The sequence below is a fragment of the Colwellia sp. SU-HH01217 genome (assembly GCF_057543495.1).
Map to the genome: position 1 here is coordinate 148,562 of NZ_BAAJLX010000004.1, position 21,619 is coordinate 170,180.

Sequence of the window (21,619 nt, forward strand, 5' to 3'; positions counted from 1 at the left end):
TTTAGCGCCTAGTAATATGGACTAGCCATTTAACTCAACCAGTTACATTGAGGTTAATCTAAATGGTTAATGTCTGCTAATGGAGAAATATCCGCGTCATAATCGACACCTTCAACACCAAAGCCAAATAGTTTTAAAAATTCATTATGATAGCTAACATAATCGGTTAACTCGTCAATTGAATCAGTATCAACGGTATTCCAAATATCTGTTACCCGTTGTTGCACACTGTCTTCTAGCTCTTTATAGTTTTGGCGATAGCGATTTTGCTCATCTAACCGTGGAGTTTTGCTGTATATATTTTCAACAAATAAATTTTGAATTTGCTCAATACAGCCTTCATAAGTCCCGTCGGCTTTCATAACTTTAAACATAGCTGAAATGTATAACGGCATAATTGGAATTGCAGAACTAGCTTGTGTAACCACTGCGTTCAAAGAAGTAACGTGTGCTTCACCATTAATTGTTTCCGTCATTTTATTAATTTCACTGGCAGCACGATCTAAATCTTCTTTTGCTTTACCTATGGTCGCTTTGCCGTAAATTGGCCAAGTAAGCTCTTTACCGATGTAAGTATATGCAACTGATTTAAAACCTGAAGATAATACGCCAGCATCGTTTAGTGCTTTTATCCATAACTCCCAGTCAGCACCACCCATAACGTCAATGGTGCCTTGAATTTCTTCATCGTTGGCAGCTTCAACTGACACTTCATCAATAATGCGCTTAGATGTGTTTAAGTTTTTAGTGGTAACGCTTTGACCAATAGGTTTTAACGTTGAAGAATAAACTTCACCAGTATCTGGATCTGTTCTTCGTGGAGACGCTAAGCTATAAACCACTAAATCAATTTCACCTAATTCTTCTTTAATAGTTTGAATCGCTTTCGCTTTTATTTCATGAGAAAAAGCATCGCCATTTATATTTTTCGACCAAATGCCAGCTTCATCTGCTGCTTTTTGAAAAGCAGCCGTGTTATACCAACCTGCAGAAGCGGTTTTTTTCTCTGTTGGCGGTTTTTCAAAGAAAATACCTAAGGTTTTCGCATTATTACCAAATGCAGAGGTAATACGCGTTGCTAATCCGTAACCGGTAGAAGCGCCAATAACCAACACATTCTTAGGCTTTTTATCGGCTTGTTTTTGACTTTTTACATAAGCAATTTGCTCATTCACATGGGCTTCACAACCTGCAGGGTGAGCATTAGTACAAATAAATCCACGAATTTTTGGCTTAATAACCATAATATTACCTTATGTATTTTGTTGAATACCGCAAAATTTAAGCGATATCAAATTAATCTTTAATGATTGTTACTGTTATTTAGCCATGCTAAAAGTCAGTAACAACTCAATTTTGTGCGTAGTTTACTACTGCTCGCACCTTAAAGAGGTACGAGCAGTTAATTTTTTTGTAATTGAAGATTTATTCTGCGGCTGGAATAGTGGTAATTAATTCCTTTGATACCATTTTAGCAATTTCAGACTGGTGGCGTCCCATTCTATCCTTCACTCTCAAATACTCACTACGCGCACGTTGAGATGAATAACTTGATTTTTGTAACGTCATTAAATCAAAGTCTGATGGAAAATTAGGTTTAATATTAGGCTTAGCAACGGTATAGCTATATTCCCATGCTGGTAGCACTACATTGCTATTCATTGTGCTATTTAATTGAGTTAATGCTGCATTGTATTGGTTAACTCTAGAATTTTGTGTCGCTTTATCTAAATCTGCAGCTTGTGTACTATAACCAAGTCGTTTAGCAGTTGCGGCTTTCTGTTGAATATCACTATTTCGTGCATTAACAAAGTTTTGAACTTGTACTTCATTTGATACTTGGCGAGACATTGTCAATTTCACATCAATATCTTCAACATTAATGGACTCAACTCTGTGTTCCCCTACCCATACTATTGCGCCTGTTTGTACATCAATAAGTTTAGCATTTAAGTAACCAAAGTAGCCCGGCTGTACTATCGTTGCGACACCTGAATTATACATGGCATCGATTAAATCAGGGTGCTCAACAAATAAAGCCCGAACTTCATCATGTTCAACAATATCAAGTTGTCTGTCGGAAATTGGCCCTATATTGAAGCTATTTACTTGTAAAATGTAATCGGCTTGATTTTTACCTTCTTGAGCGGCTCTAATAAGTTCTGAAATATCAACCAGTTCATTTTCACCTGCTTTACGCGTATTGCTTTGTGATCTAACATCATATTTGCTTTCTACTTCTTTAAGCTTTTCTATTTCTTGTTGAGGTGTAATTTGATTCGTTTTTCTTAAGGCTTTAATTTCCTTAATTTCAGCATCTCTAGCTTCACTCTCATTATCGCCACTTTGCTCTTCTCTTCTGTCACGCAGTTCGGCTTCAAATTTTGATCTGTCCATTACGGTAAAGTTTTTACGTAATAACGATTTCTCTATCTCTTGTTCTGCTTTGTTAAAATACTCAGCAGTACTAAAAGCATTTTCATCATTGGTGTTTTGCGAAAGTTTATCGCTCGCCGACAAATCTCTTTCATGCATTTCTTTACCACCAGCAAAATAACCTCTATTTCTGATCGTTTCATCCAAAGCTCTTTTTTGTTCTTGGCGCTGTTGATCAATAGGCACACTAATCACAACCCTAGCATTAGCTTTTACATGGAAGTTCTTCTTCGAAATAACATTATCTGCGAGCTTATTAAAATCTGTGGGAGTTTTCAGCATTTTAAACTCTGTTGATAAATCTTCATTTGCCGGAGCTTGAGGCGCTTTTATTGTAGAAATTTGCGGTAAAGCGGCAATTTTAGGTGGTGTAGAGCCACACGCGCTAACCATTAAAGCAACGGGAATAAGGGGTAACAATGTCTTTTTCATGTTTCTCATATTTTTTCCTAATAATGTTATTAGTTTGATTAAACGACTTATCTATTTTTATAGTATTCTTGCAAGGTTAAATCATTATAATCACGCATTTGCGTCATAAATTGACTATACGACGCCCAAACTTTAGCAAAACCTGTATCTTCTTTTGCTTTTTCTTTCATAACTTGTGCCGTGTGTTTTTTTAACTCTGCCAGCACTTCAGGTGGAAATTGGCGAAGTTTAACCTTGTGCTGATCAATTAATGTTTTTAATGCATTATTATTACGCGCGTTGTATTCATCAAGGGTGTCCTCATTTACTGCTCTAGCAGCGACTTCAATAATTTTTTGTAAGTCTTTAGGTAATTCGTCATAAGCTTTTTCATTGATCAAAAACTCCAAACCTGCTGAAGGTTCGTGCCATACAGAGGTGTAATAATATTCTGCTGCTTGATAAAAGCCAAAGGCTAAATCGTTATAAGGCCCTACCCATTCAGAAGCGTCAATGGCACCACTTTGCAGTGATGAAAAAATTTCGCCACCGGTTAAATTTACCGGTATTGCGCCAGCTTTTTTAAAGACATCGCCTGCAATGCCCGGAATACGCATTTTTAGACCTTGTAAATCAGCCATGCTATTAATTTCTTTTTTAAACCAACCGCCAAATTGAGCACCCGTATTACCGCCAGCCATTGGAATAATACCAAAAGGTTTATATTGCTCACGCCAAAGCTCTAATCCACCACCATAGTGAAGCCACGCATTTAACTCAGTAGCTGTCATACCAAAAGGCAATGCGCCAAATAAAGGAGCTGAAGGGATTTTTCCTTTCCAATAATAAGAACCGCTATGTCCCATTTGAACCGTGCCCTGCGACACATTATCAAAAACCTCAAAGCCTGGTACTAACTCGCCAGCACCATAAACTTTTATAGTTAATCGCCCACCACTCATTTCATTCACATAGTTAGCGAACTTTTCAGGTGCCATGCCCAAGCCGGGAAAGTTTTTTGGCCATGAGGTAACCAACTTCCATTGAAATGTTTGTGCAGGCACTACTTTGCTAACACTCGTATTTGTTTGTTCATCACCACAACCGCTAATAAAAAAAGCGATTGAAACAAATAGAAACGCAGTTGTGCTGATTAACTTTATTTTCATTAATATTTCCTTGTAAATTCTTAAAATCAATAGTGTTTACAACTAAGTTAAGCACTATTAACCATAAATAACCTCAGGTAGCCAAGTGGTTAATTGGGGCCAAATAGCTAATACAACTAATAACATTAACTGCATAATGATAAATGGTATAACACCACGATAAATATCAGCAGTACGTACAGCTTTGTCAGCGACACCTCGCAAATAAAAGAGTGCAAATCCAAATGGCGGCGTTAAAAAGGATGTTTGTAAATTAAGCGCTATCATAATACCTAGCCAAATTGGATCAAGCCCCATAGCTAATAAAATAGGCGCAACAATAGGCACGACGACAAAAGTTATTTCAATAAAATCTAAAATAAAACCCAATAAAAAAATAACTAGCATTACAATAATAGTCGCACCAACAACACCACCAGGCATTTTATCAAAAAGCCCTTGAATCAATTCTTCGCCGCCAAAGCCCCGAAATACTAGCGAGAACAAACTTGCGCCAATTAGGATCAAAAATACCATTGAGGTAATTTTAGTGGTGTTTTGCATAACAGCAGTTAAGTTTTTTAAAGTAAGTTGCTTTTGAAAAACAGCTAATAATGTCGCGCCCATTGCACCTACGCCTGCAGCTTCTGTCGGCGTCGCAAACCCAAATAAAATAGAGCCAAGGACGATAAACATTAATAATAAAGGCGGAACTAATGCCGTTAACATTAATCGCCACTTATCGTGTCCTGCTGATATATTTTCAATATCGTCAACACTTAGTTTAGGCACACTTGTCGGTTTAAATACCGCCATTGCAATGCAATATAGTAAGTAAAGGCTAACTAACAACAATCCTGGAATAACAGCTCCAGCAAATAAATCGCCTACTGTAACGGTTTTAGGGGTGAAGATTCCCATATTTAATTGCGCCTTTTGATAGGCACTCGAAAGGACATCGCCCAGAAGTACTAACGCAATAGAAGGAGGAATTATTTGGCCTAATGTACCCGTAGCGCAAATAATGCCTGATGAAAAAGATGGACTATAACCTCGCTTTAACATCGTTGGTAAAGATAACAACCCCATGGTTACAACCGTCGCTCCAACAATACCAGTACTTGCCGCCAGTAACATGCCCACTAAAGTAACAGATATGGCTAAGCCGCCATTTAATCGACCAAATAATAGTGACATGGCGTTTAACAAATTCTCAGCTATCTTTGAGCGTTCAAGCATAGCTCCCATAAAAACAAATAAAGGTACAGCCAGTAACGTTTGGTTATTAATAGTGCCAAATATTCGACTGGGAAATGCGCCTAAAAAAGAAAGGTCAAAAGCATTAAATAAGCTGCCAACACCTGCGAATAAAAGCGCAGTGCCAGCTAAAGATAAAGCAACGGGATAGCCCATTAGCAAGACTAAACAAACCACAACAAACATTAAAATTGAGAGGTATTCCATTATTTCGCCTCTCCTTCAGTATTGACTTGATTCGCAGAAAAATTAGACGCTTGAGTCGTTTTCTCACTAGCGATTATTAGCAAGTTCCGACCAACTTCAGCAATTCCTTGTAGCAATAAAGTCAGCGCTAACAATAATAAGTAACTTTTAAGTAAATAGACAAACGGCAAACCGCCAGCTTCAGGAGATTGTTCAAGAATGCGCCAAGCTGTAATCACATAATCGAAACTAATAAGAAAAATAAAAATACAAACGGGGAATAATAGGAAGACACTACCCATTATATTGACTAAGGCCTTATTTTTTTCTGAAAAACGCTGATAAAAAATATCAACTCTTACGTGGCCATCTACTTTTAAAGTGTATGCAGCACCAAGCATAAAAACCAAACCATGAAAATATAATACCAACTCTTGCAATGCGACAGAGCCCATATTAAAACCATAGCGCATTACTACTATAGCAAAGGTAAGTAATACCATGAGTAAGGTTAACCATGAAATAGTCTTACCGATAAAACCAGTAATAGTATCAATTACCCTGACAATATCGCCAACAAGAGTGAAAAGGCCACTTTTTGACATCTGAATGCTCAACGTTTTTTAATTATTTTTTTTATAGGCTGATAAATAACAGAATTACCATAAAATGAACATACTTCATTTGGACAATATAAGCATTAAAATATGTTTTTATACCAATTGCATTAATTAACGCCTGTTCTGATACGAATTATTTACCGCCACCTAGGCAGTTTGGTGATAATGGCGTATTTTCCGCATAATAATCGTGCCACTCTTTTTCTGTGTATGTGTGCAAAGCAAGTGCATGAATTTTTTCAGCAAGCTCTTCAGACAATACTTTGTTAACTGCTCTGTGGCGTTTAATTAAACGCTCTTCTTCAAAACTGTTAGCAACAATAATTACTTTAAAGTGGGATTCACTTCCCGGCGGCACATTATGGTTATCGCTTTCATTAATTACATCGAGAAAAAGAGGGGAAAAAGCGTCGAGTAGTTTGTTTTCAATAAGTGCTTTGATCGTCATGATATTCCTTAATAAGCGAATTTATTTCGCTGTTAATGCTGTAGAAATATTAACATGAACAAAGTGGCTAATGCGCAAAAAAATTGAAAATATAAATAATAAGGGGATATAAAAAAGAATAAGAAATCGAGCAATGCCTATAGATTTACGGCAGGCATTGCTCTTATTACATTTTGTCAGTTAACAATTAGCTGACATTGCTCATCAATCCGTGAAACTGTTTATGTTGAGTTAATGATTTATACTTTTGCCATAAAAGCTCTATCCTAGTTTGTCCCAAGGTTTGTAAATGGCACATTTGGACAAACTGTTCTTCTACAGAGTTTTCAGGCATACAAATCGCTTGTTCAAGCAAAAACAATCGTTTACCTACCTCAGTTAACAGCTCTGCTTCGGCAATATTAAAATCACCTGACTTTCTAAACCCTCTTGGAAAATGGGCATCATCATAAAATTGATCTTCGAAACTAAATCCGTGTATTAACGTCATATTCATCTCTGTTGACAGGCTATTGGTTTTCGCGGATTATGCGGCTATCTTTCAATGCTGTAAAACAAATAATAATTATCGTATCGATAAGAGAATTAGCCATGGATATTGAGTTAATTAAAACTTTCTTGGAAGTTAAAGATTGTCGTCACTTTGGTAAAGCTGCCGAAAATTTATACCTAACGCAAGCGGCCGTTAGTACCAGAGTAAGGCAGTTAGAAAGGTATTTTGGTGTTACTTTATTTCATCGGGCAAGAAATAATATTCAGTTAACTTTAGCTGGAGAAAGGTTAATTCCTCATGCTGAAAATATGCTCAATACTTTACGCATGGCAAAACAAGATGTCTCACTTGCCACAGAACAAGTTGCACAAATATCTATTGCAGGTACCCCAAATACTTGGGATGTTTACATTCACGGTGCCATTTCAAAAATTTATTTAGATCAGCCACAAATCAGCTTAGTCGCTGAAATATTGTCTCGTGAGCAACTAACTCGCCAACTACTTGAACGGACACTTGATGTTGCGATTTTATTCGATCCCCCAAAAGTAGAAGAGTTAAAAATTGAATCTTTGCACATGTTTAATTTAGTGCCTGTCACCACCTTTGAAAACAAAATAGAAACGCCTTCCGATGTTCAACGCTACATTATGATTGATTGGGGCATGAGCTTTATTAATTGGCACGCCAAAGCCGTAAGTGGCATTGCAATTCCTGCAATTAGAACTAGCACCGCACGAATCGCCCTTGATTTAATGTTACAGTGCGGTGGTAGTGCTTATTTACCTGACATGTTAGTTAAACCATTTATTGAACAAGGTAAGCTATTTGAGGTGCGTAAATTGCCTGTTTTTGAACGTGAATTATTCAGCGCTTTTCATAAAGAAAATGAAAATGAAGAACGAATAAAAGAAATTAAAAATTTACTGAGAAAAGATCACCCAGAAGCTCCTGCGATTATGAGTCCGCAGTAATGCTATGCTCGAGATAAAGCTTAAAAGTTGACTTAACTCCTAGAATAAATTAACTTCTTTGTTTCTGTTGTGCATACAATAATAAAGGGTTCACTTTGATTTTTGTCAATTTCATCGCCCGATATACCTTCACTTTATTTTGCTTACTACTCACTATAAGTTGTTCAAATACAACCATTCACGTAAATAAGCTCTATTTAACTCAAATCGAATCTAACAAAATCGAGGTTGCACTCGAAAAACTAGGGTTTAATGTTGAGTTTAATACATTAACTTATCCCATGAACATCTATAACAACAGTATTCTCTACTCTCCATTTGTCAAAAATAAAAATGCAATAGACACCTTAGAAAATACGCTCGTTGAGTTAGGTTACCCTATTGCCACTATCAGTGAATTAGTTGCTGCTAACCACTGGTATACAAAAGATACAATCGGTGTGTATTTAATTCCTCCAGGAGTAACTCCCAACAGTGGTAAAAATGTCGAAGATATTGCTTTCACATACCACTCTGAAGAATGCGTGAGTAACAGTGAATTAGAGCTAAACAAAAATGGTAATTTTAATTATATAACGACAGGAAAAAAAAGAATTTCAGGAAAATGGTCAATCACTCAATATCCTTATATCCTTTTAGAAAATGCAGACCCATATCTTTACTTTTATTACGAAATAACTAAAAGCAACAGAGTTGATCGTATTGGTAAGATTGACATAACCGAGCTTCGACCTTTAGAAAGCTCAAAAATAATTACCGAATGCAAAATGATACATGGTTTTAGGAGCGGGACCTGAGGTTAACAAAACCACGCATTTTAAATAAATTTTTTTTATCGTTAAATTAAAAATATTTTACTTCTCTTATAAGTGAAAAACAGAGATTATCCGATTTTAACGTGATGTCTTTGGATAACTGAGAAATGACCATTGATCCTAACTATGAATTAGCCTCCTCAAATGAGTTGGACTTAGATGATGATGAAGCGGCAAACGACTTCGATAATGATTTTTCTGCTTTTGAAATGAATACAAACCCAAACGAAATGAAAAGTTCAAGAAAAAATAATAAGCGCAATTTTCAAGCAAAACGTAAAATTGAGCAGCTGCAAGAAGCACGTCGAATGAAAAAACTCGAAGACGATTATTATGATGATTGGGATTAAAGTAACAAGCTAACTTCTTAGTGTTATCTGCTTATTGAAATACTTGATGACGCTATTTAATTAAATTAACGACGATCACTTTTCTATCGTTCAATAAAATAACGTTGCCTTTATACAAAGCCATACTCAACGACTAAATATTAATTGAGTATGGCGACTATTTTTTAACAATCGTATTCCTGTTATATATTTTTAAACTACTGCAGGTAATTAAATTTAGCGGTTTGTTTAATATTATTAATTGCCGTACCTAGCATCACTTCAAAATCGCCTGATTCTGCCAACCAGTTATCGGTGTTTACATCCCAAAACGATAAGTCTCGCTGAGTTAACGTAATGCTCACTGTTTTACTTTCACTGGGCGAGAGGTAAACCTTAGCAAAACCTTTCAGTTCTTTTAGCGGGCGTTCGACACTTGCTTCAACATCATGAAGGGATAAAATCTTTTTTAACCAATAAAAGTCACTTTACAGCGTTAGTGTGTGGCAATGATGAAATGGCATCAGGAGCAATGACTTACGCAAGAGAGCACGGTATATCACTTCCTGAAGATTTATCGATTATTGGTTTCGATAATATCATTTTTTCTCGACATATTTACCCTAAACTGACCACCATTGATAACCCTATTTATCAAATGGGTCACATGGCAGCAAAACTTGTGTTAAAACAAGTTTATCAACAAGATAACATTGAAGTGCAACACTCTTTTGAGCCTACGGTAATCGTGAGAGATTCAGTTAAAAACATCGGTTAAGCTAAATAGCATTTAATATTCTAGCTTGTTGTACAGCAGTTATCGCCTAATTTTTTAACGCACTTTAAACGCTGTGAGTAATGCCTATACCTTAAAATTAGTAAAGTAACGTATAAAGCTTACGTCTAAACTTTAATGCTAATGGATCACCATCTGGTAATACTTTTAATATATCTAACAGTAATTCTTTGCTTGTAGTATCTGAGCTATCTTTTTGCATCAATCTAAATAATAACGTTAGCGCTTCTTCAGAGCGATTAACTTGATTGTATTGCGCAGCTAATTGATGTTGCAGCGCGATATTGTCAGGTTCATTAACGAGTTGTTGTTCTAATGCTTGAATTTCTGGGGAATTGGCTGCTTGATTAGCCAACTCTAACTTGGCTATTAGCGCATGGTAAACACTGTCTTGATCAATCATTTTAATGCTGTCTAACAATGCTTGCGCTTCTGCTGTTTTACCCGTTTGAATATATACATCAATTAATACGCATTTAATATCAGCACGTTCACTGTCTAGCTGATAAGCCTGTGAAATAACCGTAAATGCTTCACTTACCTTATTATCCACTAGTAATTGTTGTGCCTTTGCTAGCATATCGTCTTCAGCTTTAGGTAAATATTTAGCTAAAAACTCATTAATAGACTCATCCGTTTGAGGACCTGTTAAGCCATCTATCGGTTGACCATCTTTTACTAGCACAGCCGTGGGTAAACCTTGAACACCAAACTGTTGCGCAATTTGTTGTTCCGTTTGACAGTCAACAGTTGCCAAAATAATGGTGTCGGCAACAGAAGCTAATTTGTCAGCAAGTTTGTTTTTTAGCTCGACACTTTCTGGCACTTGCTCTGCCCAAAAATCGACAAGAATAAGCTTCGTTTTAGAGTCTTCTAAAATTACTTGCTGAAAGTTTTCTAAAGTAATAGCAACCATATTTGAATTCACACGCAGTCCAGTTAAATAACGTTTATCTTAATGTATATTTTGGGATCTTTTGCTCACATGCAAGGGGTTAAGCCAAAATAAACCATAACAAGCCAATACCTAATAATAAGCGATAAATAACAAATGGCATCATGCCGACTCTTTCAAGCAAGATAAGAAAATAATGAATACAAGCATAAGCACAAACAAATGAAACTGTGCCACCTAAAGCCATAGAAAACCAATCAACACCTTCTGCTGAAAGAATAAGCTTTAACGTTAGGTAACTACCTGCCATAGCAATAGCGGGAATTGACAATAAAAAAGAAAAACGTGCAGCATTATCACGGCTTAACCCCAACATTAAACCGATAGTCATGGTGATCCCCGAACGTGATGTCCCTGGAATTAGTGCTATGGCTTGTGCTAAACCAATCAGCATAGCGCCTTTAAACCCCAGTTTTTCAATGCTTTTATTTTCTTCTGGCTTTCTTTTACCTGCTTTAATATCGGCATAACCTAACAACACACCAAACAACAATGTGGTAATTGCAATAACGAGTGCGGTGCGTAAATGCTCTTCAATTAAATCTTTGCCGAGTAAGCCAAAAAGCCCTGCTGGAATAGTGGCAAATAATATCCACCAGGCTAATTTACCTTCAAAAATTTGTGCTTTGGTTTTGCTACTGTCTTGACGACTTGCTGCTGTTAATGTACCCAACCAGGCCACAGCCATATTGCCGACTTCTTGTCTAAAATAAAGCATCACTGCTAATAAAGTACCAACATGTACAGCAACATCAAATGCGAGCCCTTGATCATGCCAACCTAAAATTGCAGAAGGCAAAATTAAATGAGCTGAACTTGAGATAGGTAAAAACTCAGTCAATCCCTGTAATATCGCTAAAATAAATATTTCAATTGTGGTCATGTTATTGTTGCCAAGTTAACGGCACTTTCCTTAGTTGTTGGCTTGATTTATCGTAGTCTTGCCATAATTGTTGATAGCTCATTTGCAAATGAGGGTGAATTAATCGAGGGGCTATTTCAGCTAATGGCCATAAAACAAAGGCATTCTTAGTAATTTCGTCTCTGGGTAATTGCGCTGGTGTATCAATAATTAAATCGTCGTATAACAACAAATCTAAATCTAGTGTTCGTGGGCTATATTTTTTAGCATCAAGTTCACGGCCATGAGCAAACTCAATCTTTCTTAATTGTTCAGCTACTAACTCAACGCTATCAGACGTTGTAATCCCAACCACTAAATTATAAAAAGCTGTTCCAGAAAACCCGACAGCTTCACTTTCAAATAACGATGATAATGTTAACTGGCCATAGACATTCGCTAAGGCGGTTAACCCAGCATTCACATTACGTTCACGATCAATGTTACTGCCGAGCGAGATATAAATTAACGCCATTAACTTTGTTTACCACGTTCAATTTCAACGCCAACGGTAAACGCGTTATGCACGGCACCGGGTTTACCTATTTTCAATTTAAGCCAAGGAATGTGATAGCGCTGAATAAGAAAGTCAGCCATGCGCTCGGCAAGTGTTTCTAATAAATCAACAGGATTTTGATTAGCAAAAGTTGCGATTTCGGTAGAAATTTCAGCATAATCTAAGGTTTTTGCCAATTCATCATTTTCTGCAGCCTTTTGTGTATCCCACCCCATAACGAGGTCAATCACTAATGTTTGCTTAATTTCTTTTTCCCACGCAAAAAAGCCTATGGTCGTTTGAATACGTAAACCTTCTATAAAAACCTTATCCATTTCATTCTTCTTTTTTGATTATTTTATTGCGAATATATCAATTTTTACAAATTAATTGGCGAGTTTACCTGTGCAAGTTCATTAAGTACACGATACAATAATTAAATGTAAAATATTTGAGCAACTATTTAAGTCATATTAGGGTCTGTTGTTCAATGACTTAAATTAACACTATAGGTATTGCAGTCTTATGACATTGTTATTGGCATTTGCCATGACTATTCTCGCATATTTGGTCGGTTCAATCTCTAGCGCTATATTAATTTGTAAGCTGCTAGGCTTACCTGATCCTAGAACTACAGGCTCTAAAAACCCTGGCGCAACGAATGTCTTAAGATTAAGTAATCCGCCAACAGCTGTGGCCGTTTTACTCTTTGATGTTCTTAAAGGCGGCTTACCCGTTTGGGGCGCTTACTTTTTAGGTATTCCCCCCTGGGCTCTCGGCATTATTGGTGTGGCGGCTTGTTTGGGACATATGTACCCAATATTTTTTGACTTTAAAGGCGGTAAAGCGGTAGCAACGGCTTTAGGTGTATTGCTTCCTATAGGTTTTAGCTTAGGTGCGCTGTTGGTACTCACTTGGGTAATTATTGTTAAAATCACCCGTTATTCGAGCCTTGCTGCTATTATTACTGTATCAATTGCTCCGTTCTATACTTGGTTATTAAAACCTCTTTATGTCTATCCGGTGATCATGATCTCTGTTTTGATTATTTTCCGGCACAAAGACAATATTTTTAGATTGATTAAAGGTGAAGAAAATAAAATATTTTCATCTAATAAGACACAAGGATAATCATGACACCGTCGAATAAAACTTTCTTTTTACCGCTTATTTTATGTGGCTTATTACTTACTCAGCTTACTGTGCCGTCGAGCTTTGCCAGAGAATTCCCCCCTGCCAACGTGAATGTTGTTGCCGCAGAAATAAAAACCTTAACCCCCGTAGTTTGGGTATCTGGCACAACAGTGAGTCAAAACGATTCAAATATTGCTTCAGAGGTTTCTGGACGATTAATTAGCTTGGCTGCTATTGGCGCAAACGTTAACAGGGGCGACGTTATAGCTAAAATTGATGACAAACATTTAAAAATACAAGTAAGAGAAGAGCAAGCAAGCTTGTTAAATGCACAAACTTTACTTACTTTTTTAGAGGATGAAGTTACCAGAAAAACTGGATTAGTAAAGAAAAAATTATCACCCAAAACTGAGCTAGATAAAGCAATATCAGATCGTGACATTGCTAAAGGCGAAGTAATTGCCGCTCAGGCGAGACTCGATAAAACACAACAAGATTTAGACTACACCTCAGTAAAAGCACCATTTACAGGCATTGTTGCTGCCCGCATAGCTAATTTAGGCGAATATATTAATAGCGGTAACGCGATTGTTAGACTCGTTGAAATAGCGAACAGTGAAGCGTCGGTATTTTCCCCCATTATTGCTTATCAATTTTTATCGCAGTCAGATGTACTCGAAGTTGAATCTCCTTTAGGTAATGGAAGTGCGCCAATTAAAACTTTAATTCCGGTTGCTGATAGCCGCTCTCACTTAATGGAAGTGCGTTTAGATATGTCTGCCTTTAACTGGCCTATAGGATTAAACTTTAAAGCTAGAGTTGCCAGCGGAGCTAGTAAAGAAACATTAAGCATTCCACGCGACGCTTTAGTATTGCGCCGTGAAGGAACTAGTATTTTTCGCATTAATGATGACAATACCGCCCAACAAATCATGGTAAAAGTTGGCATGGCAATGGACGGGTTTGTTGAAGTCATTGGTGAAGTAAACGAAGGAGATCTAATTGTAATTCGTGGTGCTGAGCGTTTAGGCACTGGGCAAAAAGTCCAAATAAAAGATAACAATCAAGCATTAGTTTCAGGCTCTGCCCAAGCAAGCAGCCAATAATAAATGATTTATTAAACGAACAACTAAAGACCCTATTACCTTATGAATTTAACTTTATCTTCACTTAAAAACCCCACAGCGGTAGTTGTTGCTGTTTTATTGGTCATGCTTTTTGGTGCCATTAGTTTATTTAAGCTACCCGTGCAATTAACTCCTGATATTAGTAAACCAGAAATTAGCATTTCTACAGGTTGGCGCTCAGCAGCACCTGAAGAAATGGAAGCTGAAATTATCGAACGCCAAGAAGATGTTTTAAAAGGGTTACAAGGGCTAGAATTATTAACGTCATCTTCTGGACAAGGCAGAGGCAACATTACTTTAAGATATAACTCTGGTATTAATTTAGAGCGTGCATTAATTGATGTGATGAGTGCGCTTAACCAAGTGCCTAACTATCCTGCTGATGCTACTGAGCCAGTTATTTCAGTCGGCGGCGACAATACTTTTTCTGCTATTGCATGGTTCGCCTTAAAGCCTTTAGCAGGTAACGATACTGATATTGTCAGTTACCAAGACTATATTGAAGAAGTGGTACAAACTCGGCTTGAACGAGTAGCTGGTATTTCAAAAACCAATGCCTTTGGCGGTGTCTCAAATGAATTACGCATTACCTTTGACCCGTATAAAGCTGCATCTTTAGGGCTAGACTTACCCTTTTTATCTTCTACGTTAGCAGGTAATCACGACACCTCTGGTGGCTTTAATGAAGTAGGTCGCCGCAAATATACCCTGCGATTCTCAGGAAAATATGACGCGTTGCAATTACAAGACATGGTATTAGATTGGCGAGACGGCCGCCCTATTCTACTCAAAGATGTTGCTCACGTTGATCTTACCTTACAAGACAGAACGGGGATTTTAACCCTCGACGGCGAACCTGCAATTGCGATGAATGCTCAAGCTGAGCAAGGTGTTAATGTAATTGAAGTCATGAAAGGACTCAAATCCGCTGTTGCAGAGCTTAATGAAGGTCCTTTAAAAATAGCTGGCTTAAAGATGATTCAAATGTCAGATGAAACCATCTACATTAAACGTTCAATGAAACTCGTGCGTAATAACCTGTTGCTTGGTGTTGTGTTGGCAATTATTGTTTTATGGTGGTTTTTACGAAAATTTAGAGCCACATTAATCGTCGGTTTATCGATTCCGATAGCGCTCATCGTTACCTTAATTGTTATGTACGCGACAGGCCGAACATTAAACATAATTTCAATGGCAGGTTTAGCATTTGCTGTGGGGATGGTGTTAGATGCGGCAATTGTTGTTCTTGAAAATATTGTTCGTTTGCGCGAGAAAGGCGAAACGCCTGAAAAAGCCTCATTAAAAGGAGCAACTCAAGTATGGGGAGCATTAATCGCTTCTACTATTACAACCGTTGCAATATTCCTCCCAATCGCCTTTTTAGATGCCGTGTCGGGTCAATTATTTGCCGATTTAGCCATAACAATTGCCGTAGCTATTGTTGCTTCATTAATTATTGCCGTTACCGTGTTACCCACCGCCGCTCGACAATTGATGAAAGAAACCAATGATCAAGATCCTCACTCTCATTGGTGGAAAAATATTACCAAAGGCATTATGAAAATCACCAGCACGCCAGCCAAACGATATTTGTGGATATTTGGCCTAATGCTCACCTCATTTGTTGGTTCTTGGTTTTTATTCCCTAAAATTGATTACCTACCCAAAGGTAATCAAAATCAATTTAGAGCCTTTATTATGCCGCCTCCAGGTTTAAGTTACCCTGCGGCTCGCTTTGAAATGAGTGATGAAATCAACCGTCGTTTAATGCCTTATATAACTGGCGAGAAGTCCCCTAAAATTGAGCACACTTGGATGGGTTTTTTTGGCAGTTTTGGCTTTATGGGCGGAACTGCTGAAAATGCAGATCATATTGGCGAAATTATTCAAGTTATTAATACTAATTTCCTTAGCGGTTTCCCTGACACTATGGCCTTCGCTTCTCAGGCAGAAATTTTTGGAAACTTAGGTGGTGGCCGAAAAATTGATGTTGATATTCAAGCAAACGATATAGATGCGCTACTCAGTGCAGCGCAAGCCGGCTATGGTGCAATAAGTCAAGCATTACCTGGCGCAAGCATTCAACCAACGCCAGGTTTAACATTAGCAGAACCTGAATTGAGAATGATCCCCAATGAACGTCGCATGGCTGAAGCGGGCTGGACCAGACAACAAATTGCTGCAATTACTCGTGCTTTAGGTACCGGCCTTTATGTCGGGGATTTCTTTAATGGTCAAAAACGGTTAGATGTATTTTTACGTTCAACTGATTGGCAGTCCCCCGAAGAGTTAGCTGCTATTCCATTATTTACACCCAATGCAGGCGTACAACCTGTTGGTGAATTAATGGATATAGTCCGCACTGCTGGACCTAGTTCCATTCGCCGTGTTGATAGACAACGAACCATTACTTTACAAGTAACTCCGCCTGACAATTTAAGTTTAGAAGAGGCAATTACGTTAATTACAGAAAAAGCCCAGCCGACAATTTTATCGATTCTTGCTCAAAAATCTACCGACGGTTTAGGTGGCAGTATTGCATATAGAGGCTCTGCTGAAGCACTAACAGAAGCTTTAGCGAGTATGAGCCAGAGCTTTATCTTGGCATTAATCATTTTATTTTTATTAATGGCGGCTTTATTTAGATCATTTAAAGACAGCTTGTTAGTTGTGTTAACTATTCCGCTCGCAACGATTGGCGGTATTGGCTTTTTACAATTAACTAATTTAGTGATTTTTCAACCCCTTGATCTATTAACTATGATTGGGTTTATTATTTTACTTGGATTGGTAGTTAACAATGCGATTTTATTAGTGTATCAAACACGCATTGGCGAACGAGAAGGCAAATCACGTCATGATGCAGTTGAGCAAGCTGTTAGGTTAAGATTAAGGCCGATACTCATGAGTACCTTAACCAGTATTTGCGGCATGCTACCTTTATTATTAATCCCAGGCGCTGGGGCTGAACTATATCGAGGAATTGCCGCAGTGATTGTCGGTGGAATGAGTGTTAGCACAGTATTTACGTTGATTTTCTTACCAAGCCTTTTACAAATCGGTAAGAAAGCTAAAACAAGCACAGAAAGTTAAGTTCTTACTTCTGTGCTTACTTTAATACTTAGGGTTTTGAGTTAAATAATAAAAACTAAATCGCTGGTAAAGAGTCTAATGGCCAGCGAGGTTTTGCTTTAAACGTGAGTTCAGTTTCAGTACCAGCTTTTAAGCGCTGCAAGCCTGCATAGGCGATCATCGCCCCATTGTCAGTACAAAATTCAGGGCGCGGATAAAATACTTCTCCACCTAATTTTTTTGTCGTTATCTCAAGCTTTTCTCTTAATGAGGTATTTGCACTAACTCCCCCAGCTATAACTAAGCGATTTAACTGACATTGTTGTAATGCTCGTTTACATTTTATCGCCAAGGTATCCACAACGGCTTGTTGAAAAGCTAAAGCAATATCAGCATAAGTTTGTTGGCGTTCAGATTCTGACAACTCAACCCCATCGCCAGTTTTTTTGCGAATAAGTGTGCCTGCTGCAGTTTTTAAACCACTGAAACTAAAATCTAAACCCGGTCTGTCCGTCATTGGTCGAGGTAATTTAAAGCGTTTAGCCACACCAGACTCCGCCATTTTAGATAAAGCAGGGCCCCCGGGGTAATCAAGCCCCAATAATTTCGCCGTTTTATCAAAAGCTTCACCTGCAGCATCATCTACAGACTCACCCAGCAATTGATAGTGACCAATTCCATCAACTCGCACCAACATTGTATGTCCGCCAGAAACTAATAAGGCGACAAAAGGAAATTCTGGCACGTTATCTTCTAACATAGGCGCAAGTAAATGCCCTTCCATGTGATGCACAGGCACAGCAGGTAAATCCCAACCATAAGCTAAGCTTCTACCGATAGAACATCCCACTAACAAAGCCCCAACTAAACCAGGGCCTGCTGTATAAGCAACACCATCTAAATCTTGAGGGGTTAAATTGGCTTGAGCTAATACTTCTCTAATAAGTGGGATAGTTTTACGCACATGATCTCGAGAAGCTAACTCTGGCACTACGCCACCGTAATCGGCATGAACAGCGATTTGACTATATAAACGGTGCGCCATAATACCTTGCTTATCATCGTAAATAGCAATTCCTGTTTCATCACAAGAAGTTTCAATCCCCAAAATGCGCATAATGTTTTAATATCCTAGTGAACTTACCTAAAATAAACCTAAATCAGTTAACTTTAGTAAGTATAATTACTTATTTTGGCAGATTTTACCTGCGATAAACGAAATTCACTACCTTTATCCACCTTATCTGCAATAAAACTTTACAAGCACTACGGCTTCGCATTAGAATACGTCACCAATTTTTAATAGAGTGGGTTTTTAATTTTTACGTGATAGAGATTAAAAACATATTATATAGATACAAGACTAAGGTTATAAAAAGATATGCCAGTAATTAAAGTAAGAGAAAACGAACCGTTTGACGTTGCATTACGTCGTTTTAAACGTTCATGTGAAAAAGCAGGGATCCTTTCTGAAGTTCGTCGTCGCGAATGTTACGAAAAGCCAACTTGGGAACGTAAACGTAAGAAAGCTGCTGCTGTAAAACGCGCTGCTAAAAAAGTTTCTCGCGAGAATGCACGTCGCATTCGCATGTACTAAGCATTTACTTAACGTAAATAGTACTATTTAAGTCAACTGAGCACTCTTAGAGAGACATATGAGTCTACTTAGTCAACTAAAAGATGAAATGAAAAATGCTATGCGAGCCAAAGACAAACTTCGTCTTGGTGTAATTCGCATGGCATTATCAGCTATCAAGCAAGCTGAAATCGATCATAACACTCCAGCAACAGACGATAATGTCATTGCGGTTTTAACCAAAATGGTTAAACAGCGTAAAGAATCTATCAAAATGTTTACTGACGGTGGTCGTGATGAACTTGCTGCTAATGAAGCTGCTGAAGTTAGCGCATTGGAAGATTTTCTTCCTCAGCCACTTTCTGCAGACGAAGTTAATAAAATGATAGCTGACGCAATTACTGAAACCGGTGCAGCCTCTATGGCTGACATGGGCAAAGTAATGGCGATATTAAAACCTACTATGCAAGGTAGAGCAGACTTAGGCGCAGTAAGCGGCCAAGTTAGAGCAGCTTTAAACAGTTAGTTTTTAATAATTAATAACCCATTTAAAAAACCGTGAAAGTGAAAACTTTCACGGTTTTATTTTATTTAACACTCGATCAAAATACACATTACTCCTTTTTTTTGTGTAGAATATTCTCCCCTCGTAAAATATATAAGAGAAGTAATGGCAGGACGAATTCCCCGACAATTTATTGATGATTTGCTTGCTCGTGCCGATATTGTTGAGTTAGTAGAATCTCGGGTGCCGTTAAAAAAAGCAGGAAAAAATTATCAAGCCTGTTGTCCTTTTCATACTGAAAAGTCTCCTTCATTTACGGTTAGCCAAGACAAGCAGTTTTATCATTGCTTTGGTTGTGGCGAACACGGTAATGCTATTTCATTTTTAATGGAGTTTGATCGATTAGACTTCCCCGATGCTATTGAAGAGTTGGCATCACATTATGGTATGGAAGTACCACGAGAAGAAAATAAAGCCAGTCCTGCTGAACAAAGAAAACAGCAAAAAGCCTACCAACAAAAACAAGACGATTACCAATTAATGGAGCAAATCAGTCGATTTTATCAACAGCAACTCAAAGAAGCTGACGATAAAGATACCGCGATTGATTACTTAAAAGGCCGAGGTTTAACGGGTGAAGTTGTTAAGCGCTTCGCCGTTGGCTACATTAGCGACGCTTGGGATGGCATGATGAAAGTGTTTGGCCAGTCCTATGCCAGTAACACACAACTTGTCGATTTAGGCATGGCTATACAAGGTGATAAAAACAAACCTTATGATCGGTTTCGTGGTCGGATCATGTTTCCCATTAGGGATAAACGTGGCAGAGTTATTGGTTTTGGCGGTAGAGTATTGGGAGACGGTACGCCAAAGTATTTAAACTCTCCTGAGACTCGTATTTACCACAAAGGCCAAGAACTTTATGGTTTGTATGAGGCGAAACAAGCTAATAAACAGTTAAACCGATTAGTGGTTGTTGAAGGCTATATGGATGTTGTCGCCTTGGCACAACACGGTGTTGACTATGCAGTAGCTTCATTAGGCACAGCAACAACAGAAGAGCAATTACAAACACTTTTCAGAACCGTTAAAGAAGTTATTTGTTGTTACGATGGTGATCGCGCAGGTAGAGATGCCGCTTGGCGTGCCATGAACAATGCACTTCCGATGATTCGTGACGGCTATACCATGAAGTTTGTATTTTTGCCTGACGGTGAAGATCCCGATTCTCTTATTCGCGAACAAGGCCAAGCGGCTTTTGAAAAAATATTAGATAACGCAGCCCCTCTATCAAAATTTATTTTTGATCACTTGCTTGCCCAAGTGAATATGCAAACACTTGAAGGCAGAGCTGCATTGGTCGATTCATTTCAGCCTTATTTAGCAAAACTCCCTTCCGGCGTATTAAAAGACGCCATTATAATTGAACTTGCTAATAATTTTGGCACCGGAACTGAAAACCAACTTGCTAAATTTAAAAAAGAAAATGCCGATAAACCCGAAAAAATAAAAGCCAAACCTAAAAATAAAGTCACTCCCGTGCGACTTGCTATTGCATTATTACTAGAGCATCCCCATATTGTTAATGCACTACCTGACGCCGCTGTTTTGCATCATGTCGATTTGCCCGGCATTAGCTTACTCAATCAGCTTTTAGAGCTATGTAAACAAGCTTCAGATATAAAAAGTGCACAACTATTAGAACACTTTAGAGATACAACAGAAGGCAAACAGTTAGCTAAACTCTTATGTTGGCAACATCATGTAGAACCTGACGCCGCTGAAGATGTATTTTTAGATTGCATTGAAAAAATGCTCAACAGTTTTGTTGAACAAAGAACAGAAGTGCTGTTACAAAAAGCACAAATGGGCCAAATGAGCCAACAAGAAAAACATGAATTACAAGCTTTACTCAATGCTTAGCATGAGATGCTATAATA

General features: G+C 37.9%; 23 protein-coding genes. 10 read left to right on the forward strand and 13 right to left on the reverse strand.

The genetic code is table 11. The features are described from left to right. Positions 1 to 53: 53 nt before the first annotated feature. The 7 genes from fabV to maoP form a co-directional block, all read right to left on the reverse strand. Positions 54 to 1,244, reverse strand: coding sequence for an enoyl-ACP reductase FabV (gene fabV, locus AC27G3_RS07300; RefSeq protein WP_487120191.1), 1,191 nt, complete (start codon positions 1,242 to 1,244; stop codon positions 54 to 56). 181 nt (positions 1,245 to 1,425) lie between these two features. Further along, the gene (locus AC27G3_RS07305) at positions 1,426 to 2,877 is read right to left on the reverse strand and encodes a hypothetical protein (RefSeq protein ID WP_487120193.1); all 1,452 of its coding nucleotides are present in this window, start codon (positions 2,875 to 2,877) and stop codon (positions 1,426 to 1,428) included. Positions 2,878 to 2,915: 38 nt separating this feature from the next. Beyond that, positions 2,916 to 4,016, reverse strand: coding sequence for a TRAP transporter substrate-binding protein (locus tag AC27G3_RS07310; RefSeq protein WP_487120195.1), 1,101 nt, complete (start codon positions 4,014 to 4,016; stop codon positions 2,916 to 2,918). Between the two features lie 57 nt (positions 4,017 to 4,073). Continuing rightward, entirely contained in the window at positions 4,074 to 5,459 is a 1,386-nt protein-coding gene (locus tag AC27G3_RS07315; RefSeq protein WP_487120197.1) for a TRAP transporter large permease, read from the reverse strand. Then, the gene (locus AC27G3_RS07320) at positions 5,459 to 6,043 is read right to left on the reverse strand and encodes a TRAP transporter small permease subunit (protein WP_487120199.1); all 585 of its coding nucleotides are present in this window, start codon (positions 6,041 to 6,043) and stop codon (positions 5,459 to 5,461) included. The genes AC27G3_RS07315 and AC27G3_RS07320 overlap by 1 nt, the downstream gene beginning before the upstream one ends. Before the next feature lie 148 nt (positions 6,044 to 6,191). Then, positions 6,192 to 6,506, reverse strand: coding sequence for a BolA/IbaG family iron-sulfur metabolism protein (locus AC27G3_RS07325; RefSeq protein WP_487120201.1), 315 nt, complete (start codon positions 6,504 to 6,506; stop codon positions 6,192 to 6,194). A 187-nt stretch (positions 6,507 to 6,693) separates the two neighbouring features. After that, positions 6,694 to 6,996, reverse strand: a complete 303-nt coding sequence (gene maoP / locus AC27G3_RS07330) for a DUF413 domain-containing protein (RefSeq protein WP_487120203.1) — start codon at positions 6,994 to 6,996, stop codon at positions 6,694 to 6,696. 38 nt (positions 6,997 to 7,034) lie between these two features. Here maoP and AC27G3_RS07335 point away from each other — a divergent pair, with 38 nt between their 5' ends. The 3 genes from AC27G3_RS07335 (at position 7,035) to AC27G3_RS07345 (ending at position 9,138) form a co-directional block, all read left to right on the forward strand. Continuing rightward, positions 7,035 to 7,973 carry a LysR family transcriptional regulator gene (locus tag AC27G3_RS07335; RefSeq protein WP_487120204.1) on the forward strand — a complete coding sequence of 313 codons (939 nt, stop codon included), beginning with the start codon at positions 7,035 to 7,037 and terminating at the stop codon, positions 7,971 to 7,973. Between the two features lie 95 nt (positions 7,974 to 8,068). Further along, on the forward strand, positions 8,069 to 8,770 hold the full coding sequence (locus AC27G3_RS07340) for a hypothetical protein (protein WP_487120206.1): 702 nt from the start codon (positions 8,069 to 8,071) through the stop codon (positions 8,768 to 8,770). A 125-nt stretch (positions 8,771 to 8,895) separates the two neighbouring features. Beyond that, positions 8,896 to 9,138 carry a PA3496 family putative envelope integrity protein gene (locus AC27G3_RS07345; RefSeq protein ID WP_487120208.1) on the forward strand — a complete coding sequence of 81 codons (243 nt, stop codon included), beginning with the start codon at positions 8,896 to 8,898 and terminating at the stop codon, positions 9,136 to 9,138. A 197-nt stretch (positions 9,139 to 9,335) separates the two neighbouring features. Here AC27G3_RS07345 and AC27G3_RS07350 read toward each other — a convergent pair whose 3' ends face one another. Then, positions 9,336 to 9,581, reverse strand: coding sequence for a fibronectin type III-like domain-contianing protein (locus AC27G3_RS07350; protein WP_487120416.1), 246 nt, complete (start codon positions 9,579 to 9,581; stop codon positions 9,336 to 9,338). Between AC27G3_RS07350 and AC27G3_RS07355 the strand changes: the two genes are divergently transcribed. Beyond that, positions 9,554 to 9,895, forward strand: coding sequence for a substrate-binding domain-containing protein (locus AC27G3_RS07355; RefSeq protein ID WP_487120210.1), 342 nt, complete (start codon positions 9,554 to 9,556; stop codon positions 9,893 to 9,895). The genes AC27G3_RS07350 and AC27G3_RS07355 overlap by 28 nt on opposite strands. A 97-nt stretch (positions 9,896 to 9,992) precedes the next feature. On the opposite strand, the gene AC27G3_RS07360 is transcribed toward AC27G3_RS07355, so the two are convergent. From AC27G3_RS07360 to folB, 4 genes are all read right to left on the reverse strand, one after another. Beyond that, the gene (locus AC27G3_RS07360; protein ID WP_487120212.1) at positions 9,993 to 10,841 is read right to left on the reverse strand and encodes a tetratricopeptide repeat protein; all 849 of its coding nucleotides are present in this window, start codon (positions 10,839 to 10,841) and stop codon (positions 9,993 to 9,995) included. A 67-nt stretch (positions 10,842 to 10,908) separates the two neighbouring features. Continuing rightward, a complete protein-coding gene (locus AC27G3_RS07365) occupies positions 10,909 to 11,751 on the reverse strand; it encodes an undecaprenyl-diphosphate phosphatase (protein WP_487120213.1) in 843 nt (280 codons plus the stop codon). A 1-nt stretch (position 11,752) separates the two neighbouring features. Then, positions 11,753 to 12,244 carry a 2-amino-4-hydroxy-6-hydroxymethyldihydropteridine diphosphokinase gene (gene folK, locus AC27G3_RS07370; RefSeq protein WP_487120215.1) on the reverse strand — a complete coding sequence of 164 codons (492 nt, stop codon included), beginning with the start codon at positions 12,242 to 12,244 and terminating at the stop codon, positions 11,753 to 11,755. Further along, positions 12,244 to 12,600, reverse strand: a complete 357-nt coding sequence (gene folB, locus AC27G3_RS07375) for a dihydroneopterin aldolase (protein WP_487120217.1) — start codon at positions 12,598 to 12,600, stop codon at positions 12,244 to 12,246. The genes folK and folB overlap by 1 nt, the downstream gene beginning before the upstream one ends. Positions 12,601 to 12,790: 190 nt before the next feature. Between folB and plsY the strand changes: the two genes are divergently transcribed. From plsY to AC27G3_RS07390, 3 genes are read left to right on the forward strand one after another with little or no spacing between them, the layout of a single operon-like run. Continuing rightward, positions 12,791 to 13,396, forward strand: a complete 606-nt coding sequence (gene plsY / locus AC27G3_RS07380) for a glycerol-3-phosphate 1-O-acyltransferase PlsY (RefSeq protein ID WP_487120219.1) — start codon at positions 12,791 to 12,793, stop codon at positions 13,394 to 13,396. Between the two features lie 2 nt (positions 13,397 to 13,398). Then, on the forward strand, positions 13,399 to 14,505 hold the full coding sequence (locus AC27G3_RS07385) for an efflux RND transporter periplasmic adaptor subunit (RefSeq protein ID WP_487120220.1): 1,107 nt from the start codon (positions 13,399 to 13,401) through the stop codon (positions 14,503 to 14,505). A gap of 42 nt (positions 14,506 to 14,547) precedes the next feature. After that, positions 14,548 to 17,619, forward strand: coding sequence for an efflux RND transporter permease subunit (locus tag AC27G3_RS07390; RefSeq protein ID WP_487120222.1), 3,072 nt, complete (start codon positions 14,548 to 14,550; stop codon positions 17,617 to 17,619). A gap of 55 nt (positions 17,620 to 17,674) precedes the next feature. On the opposite strand, the gene tsaD is transcribed toward AC27G3_RS07390, so the two are convergent. Next, positions 17,675 to 18,715, reverse strand: coding sequence for a tRNA (adenosine(37)-N6)-threonylcarbamoyltransferase complex transferase subunit TsaD (gene tsaD / locus AC27G3_RS07395; protein ID WP_487120224.1), 1,041 nt, complete (start codon positions 18,713 to 18,715; stop codon positions 17,675 to 17,677). 264 nt (positions 18,716 to 18,979) lie between these two features. On the opposite strand from tsaD, the gene rpsU reads away from it, so the two are divergent. The 3 genes from rpsU (at position 18,980) to dnaG (ending at position 21,602) form a co-directional block, all read left to right on the forward strand. Further along, positions 18,980 to 19,195 (forward strand): 30S ribosomal protein S21, encoded by a 216-nt coding sequence (gene rpsU, locus AC27G3_RS07400; protein ID WP_487052425.1) that lies wholly within the window; start codon positions 18,980 to 18,982, stop codon positions 19,193 to 19,195. 58 nt (positions 19,196 to 19,253) lie between these two features. Next, positions 19,254 to 19,700, forward strand: coding sequence for a GatB/YqeY domain-containing protein (locus AC27G3_RS07405; protein WP_487120226.1), 447 nt, complete (start codon positions 19,254 to 19,256; stop codon positions 19,698 to 19,700). 144 nt (positions 19,701 to 19,844) lie between these two features. Next, positions 19,845 to 21,602 carry a DNA primase gene (gene dnaG, locus AC27G3_RS07410; protein ID WP_487120228.1) on the forward strand — a complete coding sequence of 586 codons (1,758 nt, stop codon included), beginning with the start codon at positions 19,845 to 19,847 and terminating at the stop codon, positions 21,600 to 21,602. Positions 21,603 to 21,619: the final 17 nt, after the last annotated feature.